We start from the raw sequence: 18180 nt of genomic DNA, 5'->3' as shown, positions 1-18180 counted from the left end.
ACAAGCGGCGCAGTGTAGCGCACATGAAGGGTCATGGCGGAGTGCCCACTCAGCGGTTTTTGGCACGAATCAAGCAAAAAGCAGGCTAACCCGCGAGGGTCAATAATGAAGGAACGAGTCGTTGATCGACAAAATACTGTTTCCTGACCTTTAAGTCAGAAAATCATTGACCGCAAAGTCAGACCTGATAAATTCGGTCCAAGTCGGTTAACAACAATAATGAGTCTGCGAGGCCTTCCGTGATCCAGTTTTTACTTAACCAGGAACTCCGTAGCGAGCACGCCCTGGACCCAAACCTGACCGTGCTCAATTATCTGCGCGACCATGTGGGCAAACCCGGCACCAAAGAAGGCTGCGCCAGCGGCGACTGCGGCGCCTGCACCGTGGTGGTCGGCGAGCTGCAAACGGATGACGATGGCCGCGAACACATTCGCTATCGCAGCCTCAACTCGTGCCTGACGTTCGTGTCGTCATTGCACGGCAAACAACTGATCAGCGTCGAAGACCTCAAGCACCAGGGCGAACTGCACAGCGTGCAGAAAGCCATGGTCGAGTGCCACGGCTCGCAGTGCGGCTTCTGCACCCCGGGCTTCGTGATGTCGCTGTTCGCGCTGCAAAAGAACAGCGATCAACCCGACGCCCATAAAGCCCACGAAGCGCTGGCCGGCAATCTCTGCCGCTGCACTGGCTATCGGCCGATTCTGGCAGCCGCCGAACAATCCTGCTGCGACAAGCAAACGGATCAGTTCGACGCTCGCGAAGCCGACACCATCGCCCGCCTGAAAGCCATCGCTCCCACCGACATCGGCGAACTCAACAGTGGCGACAAGCGCTGCCTGGTGCCGCTGACCGTGGCCGATCTGGCCGACCTCTACGACGCTTATCCACAAGCCCGGCTGCTGGCCGGCGGTACGGACCTGGCGTTGGAAGTCACTCAATTTCATCGCGCGTTGCCGGTGATGATCTACGTCGGCAACGTTGCTGAAATGAAGCGCATCGATCGCTTCGACGATCGTCTGGAAATCGGTGCTGCGACCGCCCTCTCCGATTGCTACGAAGCCTTGAAAACCGAGTACCCGGACTTCGGCGAATTGCTGCAACGCTTCGCCTCTTTGCAGATCCGCAACCAGGGCACCCTCGGCGGCAATATCGGCAACGCCTCGCCAATCGGTGACTCGCCTCCCCTGCTGATCGCGTTGGGCGCGCAGATCGTTTTGTGCAAAGGCGAAGTCCGCCGGACGATGGCGCTGGAAGATTACTTCATCGATTACCGGGTCACCGCACGCCAGGAAAGCGAGTTCATCGAAAAGATCATCGTGCCGCGTGCCAGCGCCGAACAACTGTTCCGCGCCTACAAGGTTTCCAAGCGCCTGGACGATGACATTTCCGCGGTTTGCGCCGCGTTCAATCTGCGCATCGAAAACGGCGTGATCGCCGATGCCCGTGTGGCGTTCGGTGGCATGGCCGCGATTCCGAAACGCGCCAACAACTGCGAAACCGTGCTGCTCGGCTCACCGTTCAACCACGCCACCGTCGAACGCGCTTGCGCCGCATTGGCCGAAGATTTCACGCCGCTCTCGGACTTCCGCGCCAGCAAGGAGTATCGCCTGCTCAGCGCGCAAAACCTGCTGCGCAAATACTTCATCGAACTGCAAACGCCGCACATCGAGACTCGGGTGACCGCTTATGTCTAACCATCACGCCGTAGAGAAGACCCAGGCCGAACTGGCTGAACTGTTCGCCAAGGACCTGACCACCGGTGTCGGCCGCAGCGTCAAGCATGACAGCGCCGCCAAGCATGTGTCCGGTGAGGCGCAGTACATCGACGACCGGCTGGAGTTTCCCAATCAGTTGCACCTTTACGCACGCCTGTCGGACCGTGCCCACGCGAAAATCATCAGCATCGACACCCAGCCCTGCTACGCCTTCGAAGGCGTGCGCATCGTCATTACCCACGAAGACGTGCCGGGACTGAAAGACATCGGTCCGTTGCTACCGGGTGATCCGCTGCTGGCGATTGATGACGTGCAATTCGTCGGTCAACCGGTGCTCGCCGTTGCCGCAAAGGACCTGGAAACCGCCCGCAAAGCCGCGATGGCCGCGATCATCGAATACGAAGATCTCGAGCCGGTGCTGGACGTGGTCGAAGCGTTGCGCAAACGCCATTTCGTGCTCGACAGCCACACCCATCAGCGCGGCGATTCGGCCGGCGCCTTGGCGACCGCTGAACATCGTATTCAAGGCACGCTGCACATCGGTGGCCAGGAACACTTCTACCTCGAAACCCAGATCTCTTCGGTGATGCCGACTGAAGACGGCGGGATGATCGTTTACTGCTCGACGCAGAACCCCACCGAAGTGCAGAAGCTTGTCGCTGAAGTGCTCGACGTGTCGATGAACAAAATCGTCGTCGACATGCGCCGCATGGGCGGTGGTTTTGGTGGCAAGGAAACCCAGGCCGCGAGCCCGGCATGCCTGTGCGCAGTGGTCGCGCACCTCACCGGCCAGCCGACCAAGATGCGCCTGCCGCGCGTCGAAGACATGTTGATGACCGGCAAGCGTCACCCCTTCTACGTCGAGTATGACGTCGGCTTCGACAGCACCGGCCGCCTGCACGGTATCGCCCTGGAACTGGCCGGCAACTGCGGCTGCTCGCCGGACCTCTCGGCCTCGATTGTCGACCGCGCAATGTTTCACGCCGACAACTCGTACTACCTGGGCGATGCGACCATCAATGGTCATCGCTGCAAGACCAACACCGCGTCTAACACCGCTTACCGTGGCTTCGGCGGTCCGCAAGGCATGGTCGCCATCGAAGAAGTGATGGACGCGATCGCCCGTCATCTGGGCCTCGATCCGCTGGCGGTGCGCAAGGCCAACTACTACGGCAAGACCGAGCGCAACGTCACCCATTACTACCAGACCGTCGAGCACAACATGCTCGAGGAAATGACCGCCGAACTGGAAGAAAGCAGCCAGTACGCCGAGCGCCGCGAAGCGATCCGTCGTTACAACGCGAACAGCCCGATCCTGAAAAAAGGCCTGGCGCTGACCCCGGTGAAATTCGGTATTTCCTTCACCGCCAGCTTCCTCAACCAGGCCGGTGCGCTCGTCCATGTGTACACCGACGGCAGCATCCACCTGAACCATGGCGGCACGGAAATGGGTCAAGGGTTGAACACCAAGGTTGCGCAGGTTGTGGCCGAAGTGTTCCAGGTGGAAATGGACCGCGTGCAGATCACCGCCACCAATACCGACAAGGTGCCGAACACCTCGCCGACCGCTGCTTCCAGTGGTGCCGATTTGAACGGCAAAGCGGCGCAGAACGCGGCTGAGATCATCAAGAAACGCCTCGTGGAATTCGCCGCGCGCCAGTACAAGGTCAGCGAAGAAGATGTGGAATTCCACAACGGCCATGTGCGGGTTCGCGATCACATCCTGACGTTCGAAGCGCTGATCCAGCAGGCGTATTTCGCCCAGGTGTCGCTGTCGAGCACCGGCTTCTACAAGACCCCGAAAATTTTCTACGACCGCAGCCAGGCGCGTGGTCGGCCGTTCTACTACTACGCCTTCGGTGCCGCCTGTTGCGAGGTGATCATCGACACCCTGACCGGCGAGTACAAAATGCTGCGTACCGACATCCTCCACGACGTCGGCGACTCGCTGAACCCGGCCATCGACATCGGCCAGGTCGAGGGTGGCTTCATCCAGGGCATGGGCTGGCTGACCATGGAAGAACTGGTGTGGAACAACAAAGGCAAACTGATGACCAACGGTCCGGCCAGCTACAAGATCCCCGCCGTGGCCGACATGCCGCTGGACCTGCGGGTGAAGCTGGTGGAAAACCGCAAGAACCCGGAAGACACGGTGTTCCATTCCAAGGCCGTGGGTGAGCCGCCGTTCATGCTCGGCATCGCGTCGTGGTGCGCGATCAAGGATGCCGTGGCGAGCCTCGGTGACTACAAGCATCAACCGAAGATCGACGCACCGGCGACCCCGGAGCGGGTGTTGTGGGGGTGTGAGCAGATGCGGCAGTTGAAGGCGGCGAAGGCTGTCAAGGCTGAAGCCGAGTTGGCTTCGCTTTAAAGACCGAGTCGCTGCCATCGCTGGCAAGCCAGCTCCCACAGGATTTGCGTGGAATACAAATTCTGTGACGCCACAAAACACTGTGGGAGCTGGCTTGCCAGCGATGAGGCCCGAACAGACACCAGAGATGTAGAGGTGAAATATGTACAACTGGATCGACGCCCTCGCCGACCTGCAATCCCAGGGTGAACCCTGCGTCTTGGTGACCATCATCGAAGAGCTCGGCTCGACGCCGCGCAATGCCGGTTCGAAAATGGTCATCAGCGCCACCCAGACCTTCGACACCATCGGTGGCGGGCACCTGGAATACAAGGCCATGCAGATCGGCCGCGAGATGCTGGCCAGCGGCAAACAAGACACGCACCTGGAGCGCTTCAGCCTCGGCGCCAGCCTGGGCCAGTGCTGCGGCGGCGTGACCGTGTTGCTGTTCGAACCGATGGGCCAGGTCCAGGCGCAGATCGCCGTGTTCGGCGCCGGCCATGTCGGCCGGGCGCTGGTGCCGCTGCTCGCCAGCCTGCCCTGCCGGGTGCGCTGGATCGATTCGCGGGAAGCGCAATTTCCCGAACAGATCCCTCACGGTGTGCGCAAAATCGTCGCCGAAGAACCGGTGGATGAAATCGACAACCTGCCCGCCGGCAGCTACTGCATCGTCATGACCCACAACCACCAGCTCGACCTCGAACTCACCGCCGCGATCCTCAAGCGCAACGACTTCGCCTACTTCGGCCTGATCGGTTCGAAGACCAAACGGGTGAAGTTCGAACACCGCTTGCGTGACCGTGGTTTCGACAGCGCCGTGCTGCAACGCATGCGCTGCCCAATGGGCATCGGCGAAGTCAAAGGCAAGTTGCCTGTGGAAATCGCCATCTCCATCGCCGGCGAAATCATCGCCACCTATAACGCCAGTTTCGGCCAGCAAACTGCCAGCGCCGGATCATCGATTGCCAAACTGCTGCCTGCTTCACGCCGCAGCCAAGCCACCAGTTGAGAAATCACATGCCTTTGACTCGCAAAGCCTACCGCGCCGCCATCCTGCACAGCATCGCCGACCCTGCCGAAGTGGGTATCGAAGCCTCTTACGAGTATTTCGAAGACGGGCTGCTGGTGGTCGATAACGGCCAGATCAGTGCCCTCGGCCACGCCAGCGAATTGCTGCCAACCCTGCCGGCCGACATCGAGATCACTCATTACCAGGACGCGCTGATCACCCCGGGTTTCATCGACACCCACATCCACTTGCCGCAAACCGGCATGGTCGGCGCCTACGGCGAGCAATTGCTGGACTGGCTCAACACCTACACCTTCCCGTGCGAAAGCCAGTTCGCCGACAAGGCTCACGCCGATGAAGTCGCGGACATTTTCATTAAGGAATTGCTGCGCAACGGCACCACCACGGCCCTGGTGTTCGGCAGCGTGCACCCGCAATCGGTGAATTCGTTCTTCGAGGCCGCCGAACAGCTGGACCTGCGGATGATCGCCGGCAAGGTGATGATGGACCGCAACGCACCGGACTACCTGACCGACACCGCCGAATCCAGTTACGTCGAAAGCAAGGCGCTGATCGAGCGCTGGCACGGCAAGGGCCGCTTGCACTACGCGGTCACCCCGCGCTTTGCCCCGACCAGCACCCCGGAACAACTGACCCTCGCCGGCCAGTTGCTGAGTGAATACCCGGACCTGTACATGCAGACCCACATCAGCGAAAACCTCAAGGAAGTCGAGTGGGTCAAGGAACTGTTCCCCGAGCGCAAGGGCTACCTGGACGTTTACGATCACTACCAATTGCTGGGCGAGCGCTCGGTGTTTGCCCACGGCGTGCACCTGTGCGACGACGAATGCGCGCGGCTGGCGGAGACGGGTTCGGCGATCGCGTTCTGCCCGACTTCCAACTTCTTCCTCGGCAGTGGCCTGTTCAACCTGCCGATGGCCGAGAAGCACAAACTCAATGTCGGTTTGGGCACGGACGTCGGCGGCGGCACCAGTTTCTCGCTGCTGCAAACGTTGAACGAGGCGTACAAAGTCATGCAGCTGCAAGGTGCTCGACTGAGCCCGTTCAAATCGTTGTACCTGGCGACTCTCGGCGGTGCGCGTGCGCTGCGTCTTGAAGACAAGATCGGCACCCTGCAACCGGGCACCGACGCGGACTTCCTGGTGCTGGATTACAACGCCACGCCGTTGCTGAGTTATCGCTTGAAGCAGGCCAATAACATTGCCGAGACGTTGTTTGTGCTGATGACACTGGGGGATGACCGGACCGTGTTGCAGACGTATGCGGCGGGGAATCAGGTGCATCAGCGGTAAGTTCTTCCAGGCATAAAAAATCCCCCGTTGCTTTGCAGCCCGGGGGATTTTTGTTGCCGGTCAGATCGCTATCGCTGGCAGGCCAGCGATTGGGTCGCCTCGGTCTATCTTAAAGCTTGACCGCAGGCCGCCCCGGCTTCTTGGTCTGCAACAAATGCGAGAACACCGCATGCAAATCATCCGACGCGCTTTCTTCGTCGAGGTTGAGTTTGCTGTCGATGTGATCCATGTGATGCATCATCAGGTTCACCGCCAACTCACCGTTGCGCGCTTCAATGGCGTCGATCAGTTGGGTGTGCTCGTCGTAGGAACAGTGGGAACGGTTGCCGCTCTCGTACTGGGCGATGATCAGCGACGTCTGGGACACCAGGCTGCGCTGGAAGCTGATCAGCGGCGCATTCTTCGCCGCTTCGGCCAGTTTCAGGTGGAATTCACCCGACAGACGGATACCCGCACCGCGATCACCGCGGGAGAAGCTGTCCCGTTCGTCGTCGACCATCTGCCGCAGCTCGGCAATCTGCTCGGCAGTGGCATGCTGAACCGCCAGTTCAGTGATTGCGCGCTCGACCAGACGCCGCGCGAGGAACACCTGACGGGCCTCTTCGACACTCGGGCTGGCGACGACAGCGCCGCGATTCGGACGCAGCAGCACAACGCCTTCATGGGCCAGGCGCGACAGCGCGCGGCGAATGATGGTGCGACTGACCCCGAAAATTTCCCCCAGCGCTTCTTCGCTCAACTTGGTGCCGGGCGCCAGACGCTGTTCGAGGATGGCCTCGAAGATATGCGCGTAGACAATATCGTCCTGGGTACCGCTGCGGCCGGCTTTGCCTGCTCGCGGTTGTTTCTTTAGGGGCTGCAACTGTTCGTTCATGGGCACTCGAGTCGGGAGAACTGCGGCGAATTGACCGTGACTGTAATACGGCACAGTAGGTCGCTGGCAAGTATCGCGTAAAAAACACCGCGATTGTACACAATGGATGGTGGCAACACGACTGTACGGCTGTTTGTCGCTTCTGCTGTATCGCAACGGTTGGTTACTTTTGAGTTTAGGCTTGAATCCATAAATTTGAGATCCGTACAAACTCTGTGGCGAGGGAGCTTGCTCCCGCTGGGCTGCGAAGCGGCCCCAAAACCAACCTGATCGCAGCTTCAATCAAAACGTGTCAGCAGGGTTTACGACGGCTTCGCCGCCGAGCGGGAGCAAGCTCCCTCGCCACAAAAGCCACGCTGAAGTCACCGTTAGCCATAAGGAACACCGCTGTCATGAACGACGCCACGCACACGCAGCTCCGCCCCTTGGCCGATACGTCACCGTCGGCGATCGTCGCCGGTTTCATTGCGATGATGACCGGCTACACCAGCTCCCTGGTCCTGATGTTTCAGGCCGGACAAGCGGCGGGCCTGACCAGCGGGCAGATTTCCTCGTGGATCTGGGCGATCTCGATTGGCATGGCGGTGTGCTCGATCGGCCTGTCCCTGCGTTATCGCACGCCGATCACCATCGCCTGGTCGACGCCCGGCGCGGCGTTGCTGATCACCAGCCTCGGCGGCGTGACCTACGGCGAAGCCATCGGCGCCTACATCACCTGCGCGGTGCTGGTGACCATTTGCGGCCTGACCGGCAGCTTCGAACGGCTGGTGAGAAAGATTCCGGCGTCCTTGGCCGCCGCCCTGCTGGCGGGAATTCTGTTCAAGATCGGCAGCGAAATCTTCGTCGCCGCCCAGCATCGTACCGGGCTGGTGCTGGGGATGTTCTTCACTTATCTGCTGGTCAAGCGCCTGTCGCCGCGTTATGCGGTGCTTGCGGCGTTGCTGATCGGTACCGCGCTGTCGGGGTTTATGGGGTTGCTGGATTTCAGCGGTTTCCATCTGGAAATGGCGACGCCGGTCTGGACCACGCCGCACTTCTCCCTGGCCGCGACCATCAGCATCGGCATTCCGTTGTTTGTGGTGGCGATGACCTCGCAGAACATGCCCGGCATCGCCGTATTGCGCGCCGACGGCTACACCGTGCCCGCCTCGCCGCTGATCACCACCACCGGCATCGCCTCGCTGCTGCTGGCGCCGTTCGGCTCCCACGGGATCAACCTGGCGGCCATCAGCGCGGCGATCTGCACCGGGCCACATGCCCATGAAGATCGCAACAAACGCTACACGGCAGCGGTCTGGTGCGGGATTTTCTACGGGATCGCCGGCGTGTTCGGCGCAACGCTGGCGGCGTTGTTCGCGGCGCTGCCTAAAGAGCTGGTGCTGTCGATTGCAGCGCTGGCGTTGTTCGGCTCGATCATCAACGGCCTGAGCATTGCCATGACCGAAGTGAAAGAGCGGGAGGCAGCGTTGATTACCTTTATGGTCACGGCGTCGGGGCTGACGCTATTTTCCATTGGTTCGGCGTTCTGGGGGATTGTCGCGGGGGTGTTGACGCTGGTGATTCTGAATTGGCGCAAGACCTGAAAGACGCAGCCTCGTTGCACTCGACAGCTGCTACAGGGAGCGCATTCCAACGTAGCCGCTGTCGAGTGCAACGAGGCTGTGAGCCTCTTGATCTTGTAGGCATAAAAAAACGGCGACCCTTGGGTCGCCGTTTTTTTTGACATCAAGCTACCGGATTGATCGGCTTTTCCGGGTACCAGACGTCGATCAGCGGGCTGACGGTTGCTTCGGTCAGTTCGCTGCGGCCTTTGAGCCAGGCTTCAACAGCAGCGCGCTGCTCTTCGGACACCGAGCCACGTTTCTGCAGGCAAACCAGACCGAAGTCGTCGCCGCCAACATAACCCAGACCGTTGGCTTCCATGGCTTCTTTCAGGAACGCGTCGAGGAAAGCATCAATGGCTTCATCAGCCAAATCTTCTTTGAAATCCAGGTTCAGTTCGAAACCCAGCTCTTGAAATTCATCGACGCACAGTTTTTTGCGCAGACGCTGGGAACGGTTAGTCGCCATTGGAACAATCCTCATAAGTAATAACGGGCGGCACTTTAGCAGTTTAAGCCGCTAATTGCCCGACTCTCTGGGGCGCGTCAGTGACCGTCGGTAAAAAAATTGCGGATTAGAGGGCCACGGCAAGGCACAAGCCGTTACACCTTGGGGCATAATGCCGACACTTTCATGACCACTGAGGGAATTTATCTTCATGCCCTCGCCTTTTTTCCCCTCGAATGCAGGGTTGTATTTCAGATGATCAAATCTTTACGTCCATTGTTGCTGGCCGGTTTCCTTCTTCCTCTGGCCTTCTCCGTTTCCGCCGCCACTATCAACACCGGTCTGTCACCCAACGTCGAAAAGGCCCTCAAGGCCAGCAAGCTTCCGGACAACGCCTTGTCGCTGGTGATGATCCCGTTGAACGGTCCGGGCACCCCGACCATTTACAACGCGGACGTATCGGTCAACCCGGCCTCGACCATGAAGCTGGTGACCACCTATGCCGCGCTGGAAATGCTTGGCCCGAACCATCAGTGGAAAACCGAGTTCTACACCGACGGCACCCTCAGCGGCGGCATCCTCAACGGCAACCTCTACCTCAAGGGTGGCGGCGATCCGAAACTGAACATGGAAAAGCTCTGGCTGCTGATGCGTGACCTGCGCGCCAATGGCGTGACGCAAATCACCGGTGACCTGGTGCTGGACCGCGGTTTCTTCGTGCAACCGCAACTGCCGGAGTTCAACGACGACGGCAATGACGAGAACAAACCGTTCCTGGTCAAACCCGACTCGCTGTTGGTGAACCTCAAGGCCCTGCGTTTCGTGGCGCGCAACGACAATGGCCGGGTCCTGGTGTCAGTAGAGCCGCCGATTGCCAGCATCAATATCGAAAACCAGGTCAAAGCGGTCAATTCCAAGCAATGCACCGGTGGCGTGCGTTACAACCCGGTGACCCAGGCCGATGGCAGCGTGACCGTGACGGTCGGCGGTCAGTTGGGCGAAGGCTGCAGCTCGCAGACTTATCTGTCGCTGCTCGACCACGCAACCTACACCGCCGGTGCCGTGCGGGCGATCTGGAAGGAACTGGGCGGCAGCATTCAGGGCAGGGATCGTCTGTCTCCGACGCCGAGCAACGCCAAGGTGTTGGCCCGGGCTTACTCGCCGGATCTGGCGGAAATCATTCGCGACATCAACAAATACAGCAACAACACCATGGCTCAGCAGCTGTTCCTGAGCCTGGGCCAGAAATTCCGCACCGACGCCGACGGCGACGACGCCAAGGCTGCCCAGCGCGTGGTGCGTCAGTGGCTGGCGAAGAAAGGCATCACCGCGCCGCACCTGGTGATGGAGAACGGCTCCGGCCTGTCCCGCGCCGAACGTGTGAGCGCCCGTGAAATGGCGGCGATGCTGCAAGCCGCTTGGCGCAGCCCGTATTCCGCCGAGTTCATCAGTTCGATGCCGATTGCCGGCACCGACGGCACCATGCGCAAACGCCTGAAGACCACGGCGATGCGCGGCGAAGCCCACGTCAAGACCGGCACCCTGAACACCGTGCGCGCGATCTCCGGTTACAGCCGTGACGTCAACGGCAACACCTGGGCGGTGGTGGCGATCCTCAACGACAAGGCCCCGTTTGGCGCATCGTCGGTGCTGGATCAGGTACTTCTTGACCTGTATCGCCAGCCGAAAGTGCCGGAAACGGCTTCGGTGTTGTAAAGCAGAACACCTCAGATCCAATGCGGGAGCGAGCTTTTGTGGCGAGGGGATTTATCCCCGTTCGGCTGCAAAGCAGTCGTAAAACCATTGCATGCGGTGTATCTGATACACCGCATTGTTCGATTCGGGGCCGCTTCGCAGCCCAACGGGGATAAATCCCCTCACCACACTGGCTCGCTCCCACAGGGTTCGGCATGAAGGCTTAGTTCATCTGCCCTTCGACTCGATCCCGTCCCGCCTGCTTCGCTGCGTACACCCCCGAATCCGCCCGCAGCAACAGCGCATCCGCGCCCTCCCCGACTCGCCAACTGGCAATCCCGAAACTCGCGGTCACGGTTCCTACGCCTTCGATCGGTGAACTGCGCAACCCTTGCCACAACTGCAAGGCCAGCACGTGAGCCTGTTCGGCATCGATGTCCGGGCACAACACCATGAATTCCTCGCCCCCCAGGCGGCAGAACACATCAGTACGCCGCAGACGATGGCCGATGCGCTCGCACACGGCTTGCAACACCCGATCACCCACGGCGTGGCCATGCAGGTCATTGATGCGTTTGAAGTGGTCGATGTCGAGCATGATCACCGACAACTCGCCACCACCGCGCTCGACCCGGGCCATTTCGGTGGTCAGGCGCTCTTGAAAGTAGCGGCGGTTGTGGATGCCGGTCAGCGAGTCGGTGATCGACAGCGCCCGCAGCTCTTCTTCCACCCGCTTGAGGTCGGAAATGTCCGAGATGTAACCGTGCCAGAGCACGCCGCCACCCGGCAGTTCCTCCGGGGTCGCTTCGCCGCGAACCCAGCGCAGGCCGCGCTGAGGCAGTTGCACCCGGTATTCCTCGCGCCACGGGCTGAGGGTGTCCGCCGACGCGCGGATCGAGGCGCGCACGCGAGTCGTGTCCTGTGGATGAATCCGCGTAAAGATCGCTTCCGCGTTGAGCAGCAGCACATCCGGTTCGAGCTCGTAGATCTCGCGAATCCCGTCGCTGGCGTAGATCACGCTGAAACGACCGTCGAATTCCATCTTGAATTGATAAATGCCACCGGGCACATGGGCGCTGAGTTTTTTCAGCAACAGATCGCGCGCGGCCAGGGCCTCGTGAACACGTTTGCGTTCGGTGATGTCGATGCAGACCGCCAGATGCCCGACCCACAGGCCTTGCTCGTCGAGTACCGGGGTCGCGAGCATATTAACGGTCAAATGGCTACCGTCCTGACGGACCAGCGTCCATTCCCGCGCTTCGTGACCGCCCTGTTCTCCGCCTTCGACCAACATTGCCTGACAGGTCGGGATCGGCTTGCCATAGCGCGCACTCAACTCCGCCGCGCGAGTCACCAGCTCCCGGGGAAAGTGCAGGTTTTCCAGGGTCATGTGCCCGACCACTTCAGCGCTGGAGTAACCCAGCATCTGCTCGGCCCCGGCGTTGAAGGTGCTGATGACACCACGCAGGTCGGTGGCGATGATCGCCACTTGCGTCGCGGCATCCAGCACGCCGCGCAACTGGCCGTGAGTGCCGCGCAATTCCTGCTCGCGGTCGTGCAACTCCTGGGTGCGCTGCTCGACCATTTTCAACGCACGCTGGCGTTGGCTGACCAACACGTAGAGCAACGCACTGAGCAGCACACTGAGCAACCCCCCAAGCACCACCAGGCTGGTCACCGAGGAATGGTTGGCTTTCAGAAAGGCTTCGCTGGGTAATATGTCGACTTGATAGTCGTGGTCAGCCATACGCAACAAGCGTGTCGCAGATAATTCGCTGGGCGCTGCCGAGTTATAAGACTCGTAAAGCACTTCGTGCTGGTCGTCGGTGGACAGGTCGAGGATGCGTACCGAGAGGTAGTCATAGCTGGCCTCCGGCAACCCGTCCGCCAGCAGCTGACGCATGCTGATCACGGCCATGACATAACCGAAGGGCTTGGCGGCCGGCGTCGCCGCATCACTCTGACGCTTCACCGGCGCCACCAAAAGCACACCCCGCGCATAGGCTGGCTCGATGCCGACCAGATGCATCGGTTGCGACACCGCCATGCTGCCCGAATTGTCAGCCCGATCAAGGGTGGCGCGGCGCAACGGCTGGGCAAACAAGTCGTAGCCGAGCGGCGAGCCGAGCCGGCTTCGGGTCTGGCTGTAGAGCACCGCCACGTATTCATCCCGTTCGGCGGCCAATTGCAGTTGGCCCTCGGCGTTGAGCTCACGCAGGGTGAAGTCGCTCAAACCTTCTTCTTCGCGCACCTTGCGCTCGAACTCTGCCCGCTCGGCGCGTGTGACCCGCGCAGCGAATGAATACGCCTGGGTGCGGTGCAGCAATGGTTGGGTGTAGCCGTCGAACTCCTCGCGGGAGACCGACTCGGAATTGGCGAAGAACCGGCGCAGGCCGTCGAGGCGCTGCTCCTGATCTTCGAAACGTTCTTCGATGCGGCTGTAACGTTCGCTGGCGAGCAGCTGGAAACGTTGCCGTAATTGATGGTGATATAGATTCAGCGTCGACCAGGCCAGCAATCCGGTAAGAATCCCGCCGACGAGCAATACCAGCAGCGCGACCAGCCAGGCCGAGACATCTTCGCTGATAAAACCCAGGATCTTGGGACGCACGGCGTGCAACGACATAAACGCAACTCAAAACGCCAGGTGCGGGAAAGCCCATTGGCCATGAGTTGAGTTATAGCTATTAGCCATCAATTTGACCAGCACAGAAAGAACCCAAGAGCCTTTAAAAATCAAGGCTCTGTGGATCCAATCACTGATCTGTCAACGGGCTGTGATTTTCCAGGCACGGTGGATCTTGCCATTACGGGCGAAATCCGGATCGATGGTCTGGGCGGTGATTTCTTCAACGGCATAACGCTCGGTGAGGTTTTCCTCGAGCGTGAACTTGCGGAAGTTGTTGGAGAAATACAAAACGCCGCCCGGCGCCAGGCGCGCCATGGCCAGGTCAATCAATTGCACCTGATCGCGCTGCACGTCGAAGATCCCTTCCATGCGCTTGGAGTTGGAGAACGTCGGCGGGTCGATGAAGATCAGGTCGTATTCGTCACGGCAGGCGTCGAGCCACGCCATCACGTCACCCTGCTCCAGGCGGTTCTTGTCAGAGAAACCGTTCAGCGACAGGTTGCGACGCGCCCAGTCCAGGTAGGTTTTCGACAGGTCGACGCTGGTGGTGCTGCGCGCGCCGCCCTTGGCCGCGTGAACGCTGGCCGTCGCGGTGTAGCAATACAGGTTGAGGAAGCGCTTGCCGGCCGCCTCTTTCTGGATGCGCATCCGCATTGGGCGGTGGTCGAGGAACAGACCGGTGTCGAGGTAGTCGGTGAGGTTGACCAGCAGCTTGACGCCACCTTCGTTGACCTCGACGAACTTGCCCTGCGCTGCCTGGCGTTCGTACTGCTTGGTGCCGCTCTGACGCTCGCGACGCTTGACCACCACACGACTCTTGTCGATGTTCAACGCCTGGGGAATCGCGGCCAGGGCATCGAACATGCGCGCCGAGGCTTTTTCCGGGTCGATGGACTTCGGTGCGGCGTATTCCTGGACGTGGACCCAATCCTGATACAGGTCGATGGCCATGGAATATTCCGGCATGTCGGCATCGTAGACGCGGTAGCAATCAATGCCTTCACGCTTGACCCACTTGCCCAACGCCTTGAGGTTCTTTTGCAGGCGGTTGGCAAACATCTGCCCGCCTTCGCTCAAGCGCGGTTGCTCGATCACCACCGGGGCCGGTTTGATCGGGTTGCCGTTCTTGTTGTACTTCTCGTACTTGCCCGGCGCTACATCGTTGTCTGCAACTTCGACTTCCGCCTGCTCGCGCTCGACCTGACGCTGTTCCGGGGTGCGACGCTCGCCGGTGACGAACTGGTCCGGGGTAACTTTGATCAGCAGCAATTTGCACGGCAAGGCGCCGTTCCAGAACGAATACTGTTTATGGCTGCGGATGCCCATGCGCTTGCCCAGGTCCGGCGCGCCGGTGAACACGGCCGCTTCCCAGTTCAGGCACGCCTGACGCAGACGCTCGCCGAGGTTCTGGTAGAGGTAGAGCAAGCTCGCCTCGTCGCCCAGACGCTCGCCGTACGGCGGGTTGCAGATCACCAGGCCTTTCTGGTTCTGGTCCGGACGCGGCTCGAAGGTGCCGACTTCGCCCTGGTAGATCTTGATCCACTCGCTCAGGCCTGCACGCTCGACGTTGTTGCGGCCCGGTTGAATCAGGCGCGGGTCGGCTTCGTAACCGCGAATCCACAGCGGTGGCTTGGCCAGGCCGGCCGCAGCGCGTTCGGTGGCTTCTTCGTGGAGCTTTTTCCACAGCGCCGGCACGTGACCGAGCCAGGCGGTGAAGCCCCACTGCTCGCGACGCAGGTTCGGCGCCATGTCGGCGGCGATCATCGCTGCTTCGACGAGGAACGTACCGACACCGCACATCGGGTCAGCCAGCGCGCCACCATCGGCCGCAATGCGTGGCCAGCCGGAGCGGATCAGGATCGCGGCCGCGAGGTTTTCCTTCAGCGGCGCCGCGCCCTGCTGCAAGCGATAACCGCGCTGGTGCAGGCTGTGGCCGGACAGGTCGAGGGACAGAATGGCTTCGCCACGGTCCAGGCGCAGGTGAATGCGCAGGTCCGGGTTGAGCTTGTCGATGGACGGACGGTCGCCTTGCGGGGTGCGCAGTTTGTCGACGATGGCGTCTTTGACTTTCAAGGCGCCGAAGTGGGTGTTGTCGATGCCCGAGCCGTGACCGCTGAACTCGACGGCCAGGGTGCCGTCGTTGAGCATGTGGTCTTGCCACTCGATGTCGAGCACGCCGTGGTACAGGTCTTCGGCGTCTTTCATCGGGAAACGCTTGAGCACCAGCAGGACCCGGTTCGCCAGACGCGACCACAGGCACAGGCGATAAGCGGTTTCCATGGTGGCCATGCCGCGCACAGCCGAGGTGTGCTCACGCGCTTCTTCAAGGCCAAGCCCGACGGCTTCCTCGATAAGCAGGCCTTCAAGACCTTTTGGGCAAGTGAGGAAGAGTTCGAAACGATCGGACATGGTAATTCCAGAGCCTTTAGCTAAGTGAACCGGCAACGCATTGCCGGCCCGGTTTTCAATCAGGCGCTTTTCTAAAAGAGCGCCCGCGTGGCACGAAGGTGTGCCGTCCCACCCGTGCTGCTCAGGTTAGAAGAGCTTAGATGCACAGGCAGATAAAAAAGTTGATGCAACAAAATGTCATAAGCCGACCCTTCGTCGAATAGTCGTCCTGCTCAACAGGAGCCATTCTCACTAAAGGATTAACCCCGTCATCCTGCGGGGGGCCGATCATACAGGGCTTTGACCAATAAACACGGGACAACATCGTGTTACTTATGGCCTTAGCATCTTTCTGGTTACGTTCTTATGACAAAACGATCATTCCCTCGATGTGACGCATTGGTTAGAACTCAACACAGGTTGACGTCGCAACGGCGTCAACACCTTGGCTCGCGACGCCGGCAGCGAGCCCCAACGGCAGGAGTTTTTTTCTGCCAGACCTCAATTGAGGTCGACGCGATAAATACAGTCAACAAGTGAGGGCAACACCCTATGAGAAGACTTAAGCGTGATCCGTTGGAAAGAGCATTTTTGCGCGGATATCAATATGGCGTTGGTGGCAAATCCCGTGAGCTTTGCCCATTTACTCTACCGTCGGTACGCCAAGCCTGGATTAACGGCTGGCGAGAAGGACGCGGCGACAACTGGGACGGTATGACCGGCACTGCGGGAATCCACAGACTCAACGAACTTCACGCCGTCGGCTAACACAGGGCACAACACTCCGACACGACAATCTGATTACGTAACGACTTACCACGCACGCCCCATCCGGGCGGCGGGCTCCGGCCCAGGGGCACCTTCGAGGTGCCCTTTTTTATGCCTGTAAAAACACGCACTGGGGAAATCGCTTTTGTGGTGAGGGGATTTATCCCCGTTGGGTCGCGAAGCGGCCCCAAACCCAGGCAACTCGGTGAATCAGTCAAAACTCATTGGCCGGATTTGCGACGGCTTCGCCGCCGAACGGGGATAAATCCCCTCGCCACAGAGAACTCACCTCAGCCCAGAAGCACTCTTGCCACAGGGGTTCAGCGCAGGGCGGCGATGGCGTCGACGGATTCGCGAATCAGCGCCGGGCCCTTGTAGATGAAGCCGGAGTAGATCTGCACCAGACTCGCGCCCGCGGCGATTTTCTCGGCTGCGTGCTTGCCTTCAGTGATGCCGCCCACGGCGATGATCGGCAAGCGCCCGGCCAGTTCCGCCGCCAGTACCTTCACGGTATGGGTGCTCTTCTCGCGAACCGGTGCGCCGGACAGACCGCCCGCCTCGTCACCATGCTCCATGCCTTCGACGCCCACGCGGCTCAGGGTGGTGTTGGTGGCAATCACCGCGTCCATCCCGGTGTCGATCAACGCTTGCGCGACCTGCGCGGTTTCTTCGTCGGTCATGTCCGGTGCGATCTTGATCGCCAGCGGTACATGTTTGCCGTGACGCAACGCCAGTTCTGCGCGACGGGTCGCCAGATCAGCCAGCAATTGCTTGAGCGAATCGCCGAACTGCAGGCTGCGCAGGCCCGGGGTGTTCGGCGAGCTGACATTGACCGTCACGTAGCTGGCGTGGGCGTAGACCTTGTCCAGGCAGATCAGGTAATCGTCGACTGCGCGCTCAACCGGCGTATCGAAGTTCTTGCCGATGTTGATGCCCAGCACGCCCTTGTACTTGGCCGCCGCCACGCGGGCCAGCAGGTGATCGACGCCGAGGTTGTTGAACCCCATGCGGTTGATGATCGCCTCGGCATCCGGCAGACGGAAAATCCGTGGCTTCGGGTTGCCCGGCTGCGGACGCGGGGTGATGGTGCCGATTTCGACAAAACCGAAACCCAACTGGGCAAAACCGTCGATGGCCGCGCCGTTCTTGTCCAGACCGGCCGCCAGACCCACCGGGTTCGGAAATTCCAGACCCATGACATTCACTGGCATTTTCGCCGGCGCCTTGCACAGCAAACCGTTGAGGCCCAAACGTCCGCCCGCGCCGATCAGGTCCAGGGACAGATCGTGGGAGGTTTCCGGGGAAAGTTTGAACAACAGCTGACGGGCCAGGGTGTACATGGGCGGTTTTGACTCGATTGGCGGCGAAATGAGGCGGCGATTATAGCCGG

Annotated in this window: 12 protein-coding genes; 7 read left to right on the top strand and 5 right to left on the bottom strand. The window is 60.4% G+C overall.

Annotation, left to right across the window (positions count from 1 at the left end; all coding sequences use genetic code 11):
• Window positions 1–239 precede the first annotated feature (239 nt).
• The 4 genes from xdhA (at window position 240) to guaD (ending at window position 6387) form a co-directional block, all read left to right on the top strand.
• Window positions 240–1694: a xanthine dehydrogenase small subunit gene (gene xdhA / locus ACA053_RS09125; protein WP_497395075.1), complete on the top strand. Its 1455-nt coding sequence runs from the start codon at window positions 240–242 to the stop codon at window positions 1692–1694.
• On the top strand, window positions 1687–4086 hold the full coding sequence (gene xdhB, locus ACA053_RS09120) for a xanthine dehydrogenase molybdopterin binding subunit (RefSeq protein WP_497395073.1): 2400 nt from the start codon (window positions 1687–1689) through the stop codon (window positions 4084–4086). The genes xdhA and xdhB overlap by 8 nt, the downstream gene beginning before the upstream one ends.
• Window positions 4087–4228: 142 nt before the next feature.
• Window positions 4229–5074 carry a xanthine dehydrogenase accessory protein XdhC gene (xdhC, locus tag ACA053_RS09115; RefSeq protein WP_497395071.1) on the top strand — a complete coding sequence of 282 codons (846 nt, stop codon included), beginning with the start codon at window positions 4229–4231 and terminating at the stop codon, window positions 5072–5074.
• A gap of 8 nt (window positions 5075–5082) precedes the next feature.
• Window positions 5083–6387 carry a guanine deaminase gene (gene guaD, locus ACA053_RS09110; protein ID WP_497395069.1) on the top strand — a complete coding sequence of 435 codons (1305 nt, stop codon included), beginning with the start codon at window positions 5083–5085 and terminating at the stop codon, window positions 6385–6387.
• Window positions 6388–6496: 109 nt separating this feature from the next.
• On the opposite strand, the gene ACA053_RS09105 is transcribed toward guaD, so the two are convergent.
• Window positions 6497–7261 (bottom strand): GntR family transcriptional regulator, encoded by a 765-nt coding sequence (locus tag ACA053_RS09105; protein WP_497316766.1) that lies wholly within the window; start codon window positions 7259–7261, stop codon window positions 6497–6499.
• A 392-nt stretch (window positions 7262–7653) separates the two neighbouring features.
• Between ACA053_RS09105 and ACA053_RS09100 the strand changes: the two genes are divergently transcribed.
• Window positions 7654–8844, top strand: coding sequence for a benzoate/H(+) symporter BenE family transporter (locus tag ACA053_RS09100; RefSeq protein ID WP_497395067.1), 1191 nt, complete (start codon window positions 7654–7656; stop codon window positions 8842–8844).
• Window positions 8845–8986: 142 nt separating this feature from the next.
• Here ACA053_RS09100 and ACA053_RS09095 read toward each other — a convergent pair whose 3' ends face one another.
• On the bottom strand, window positions 8987–9331 hold the full coding sequence (locus ACA053_RS09095; RefSeq protein WP_007896965.1) for a YggL family protein: 345 nt from the start codon (window positions 9329–9331) through the stop codon (window positions 8987–8989).
• Window positions 9332–9565: 234 nt separating this feature from the next.
• Between ACA053_RS09095 and dacB the strand changes: the two genes are divergently transcribed.
• Window positions 9566–11026 (top strand): D-alanyl-D-alanine carboxypeptidase/D-alanyl-D-alanine endopeptidase, encoded by a 1461-nt coding sequence (dacB, locus tag ACA053_RS09090; protein WP_497316764.1) that lies wholly within the window; start codon window positions 9566–9568, stop codon window positions 11024–11026.
• Window positions 11027–11228: 202 nt separating this feature from the next.
• Here dacB and ACA053_RS09085 read toward each other — a convergent pair whose 3' ends face one another.
• A complete protein-coding gene (locus ACA053_RS09085) occupies window positions 11229–13631 on the bottom strand; it encodes a sensor domain-containing diguanylate cyclase (protein WP_497395065.1) in 2403 nt (800 codons plus the stop codon).
• 141 nt (window positions 13632–13772) lie between these two features.
• On the bottom strand, window positions 13773–16043 hold the full coding sequence (rlmKL, locus tag ACA053_RS09080) for a bifunctional 23S rRNA (guanine(2069)-N(7))-methyltransferase RlmK/23S rRNA (guanine(2445)-N(2))-methyltransferase RlmL (RefSeq protein ID WP_084318668.1): 2271 nt from the start codon (window positions 16041–16043) through the stop codon (window positions 13773–13775).
• 531 nt (window positions 16044–16574) lie between these two features.
• On the opposite strand from rlmKL, the gene rmf reads away from it, so the two are divergent.
• Complete coding sequence (gene rmf, locus ACA053_RS09075; protein ID WP_003223300.1) at window positions 16575–16790, top strand: ribosome modulation factor; 216 nt, start codon at window positions 16575–16577, stop codon at window positions 16788–16790.
• A gap of 320 nt (window positions 16791–17110) precedes the next feature.
• Here rmf and ACA053_RS09070 read toward each other — a convergent pair whose 3' ends face one another.
• Window positions 17111–18130 carry a quinone-dependent dihydroorotate dehydrogenase gene (locus ACA053_RS09070; protein WP_109635990.1) on the bottom strand — a complete coding sequence of 340 codons (1020 nt, stop codon included), beginning with the start codon at window positions 18128–18130 and terminating at the stop codon, window positions 17111–17113.
• Window positions 18131–18180: the final 50 nt, after the last annotated feature.

This window comes from Pseudomonas sp. LBUM1672, assembly GCF_059695655.1.
Note: the sequence above shows the minus strand (reverse complement) of the source record. Positions and strands in the feature narration are given on the sequence as shown.

Excerpts from the sequence above, each read along its gene's own strand:
- xdhB (WP_497395073.1), top strand. The coding sequence starts at position 1,687 with ATGTCTAACCATCACGCCGTAGAGAAGACCCAGGCCGAACTGGCTGAA.
- xdhC (WP_497395071.1), top strand. The coding sequence starts at position 4,229 with ATGTACAACTGGATCGACGCCCTCGCCGACCTGCAATCCCAGGGTGAA.
- guaD (WP_497395069.1), top strand. The coding sequence starts at position 5,083 with ATGCCTTTGACTCGCAAAGCCTACCGCGCCGCCATCCTGCACAGCATC.
- ACA053_RS09105 (WP_497316766.1), bottom strand. The coding sequence starts at position 7,261 with ATGAACGAACAGTTGCAGCCCCTAAAGAAACAACCGCGAGCAGGCAAA.
- ACA053_RS09100 (WP_497395067.1), top strand. The coding sequence starts at position 7,654 with ATGAACGACGCCACGCACACGCAGCTCCGCCCCTTGGCCGATACGTCA.
- ACA053_RS09095 (WP_007896965.1), bottom strand. The coding sequence starts at position 9,331 with ATGGCGACTAACCGTTCCCAGCGTCTGCGCAAAAAACTGTGCGTCGAT.
- dacB (WP_497316764.1), top strand. The coding sequence starts at position 9,566 with ATGATCAAATCTTTACGTCCATTGTTGCTGGCCGGTTTCCTTCTTCCT.
- ACA053_RS09085 (WP_497395065.1), bottom strand. The coding sequence starts at position 13,631 with ATGTCGTTGCACGCCGTGCGTCCCAAGATCCTGGGTTTTATCAGCGAA.
- rlmKL (WP_084318668.1), bottom strand. The coding sequence starts at position 16,043 with ATGTCCGATCGTTTCGAACTCTTCCTCACTTGCCCAAAAGGTCTTGAA.
- rmf (WP_003223300.1), top strand. The coding sequence starts at position 16,575 with ATGAGAAGACTTAAGCGTGATCCGTTGGAAAGAGCATTTTTGCGCGGA.
- ACA053_RS09070 (WP_109635990.1), bottom strand. The coding sequence starts at position 18,130 with ATGTACACCCTGGCCCGTCAGCTGTTGTTCAAACTTTCCCCGGAAACC.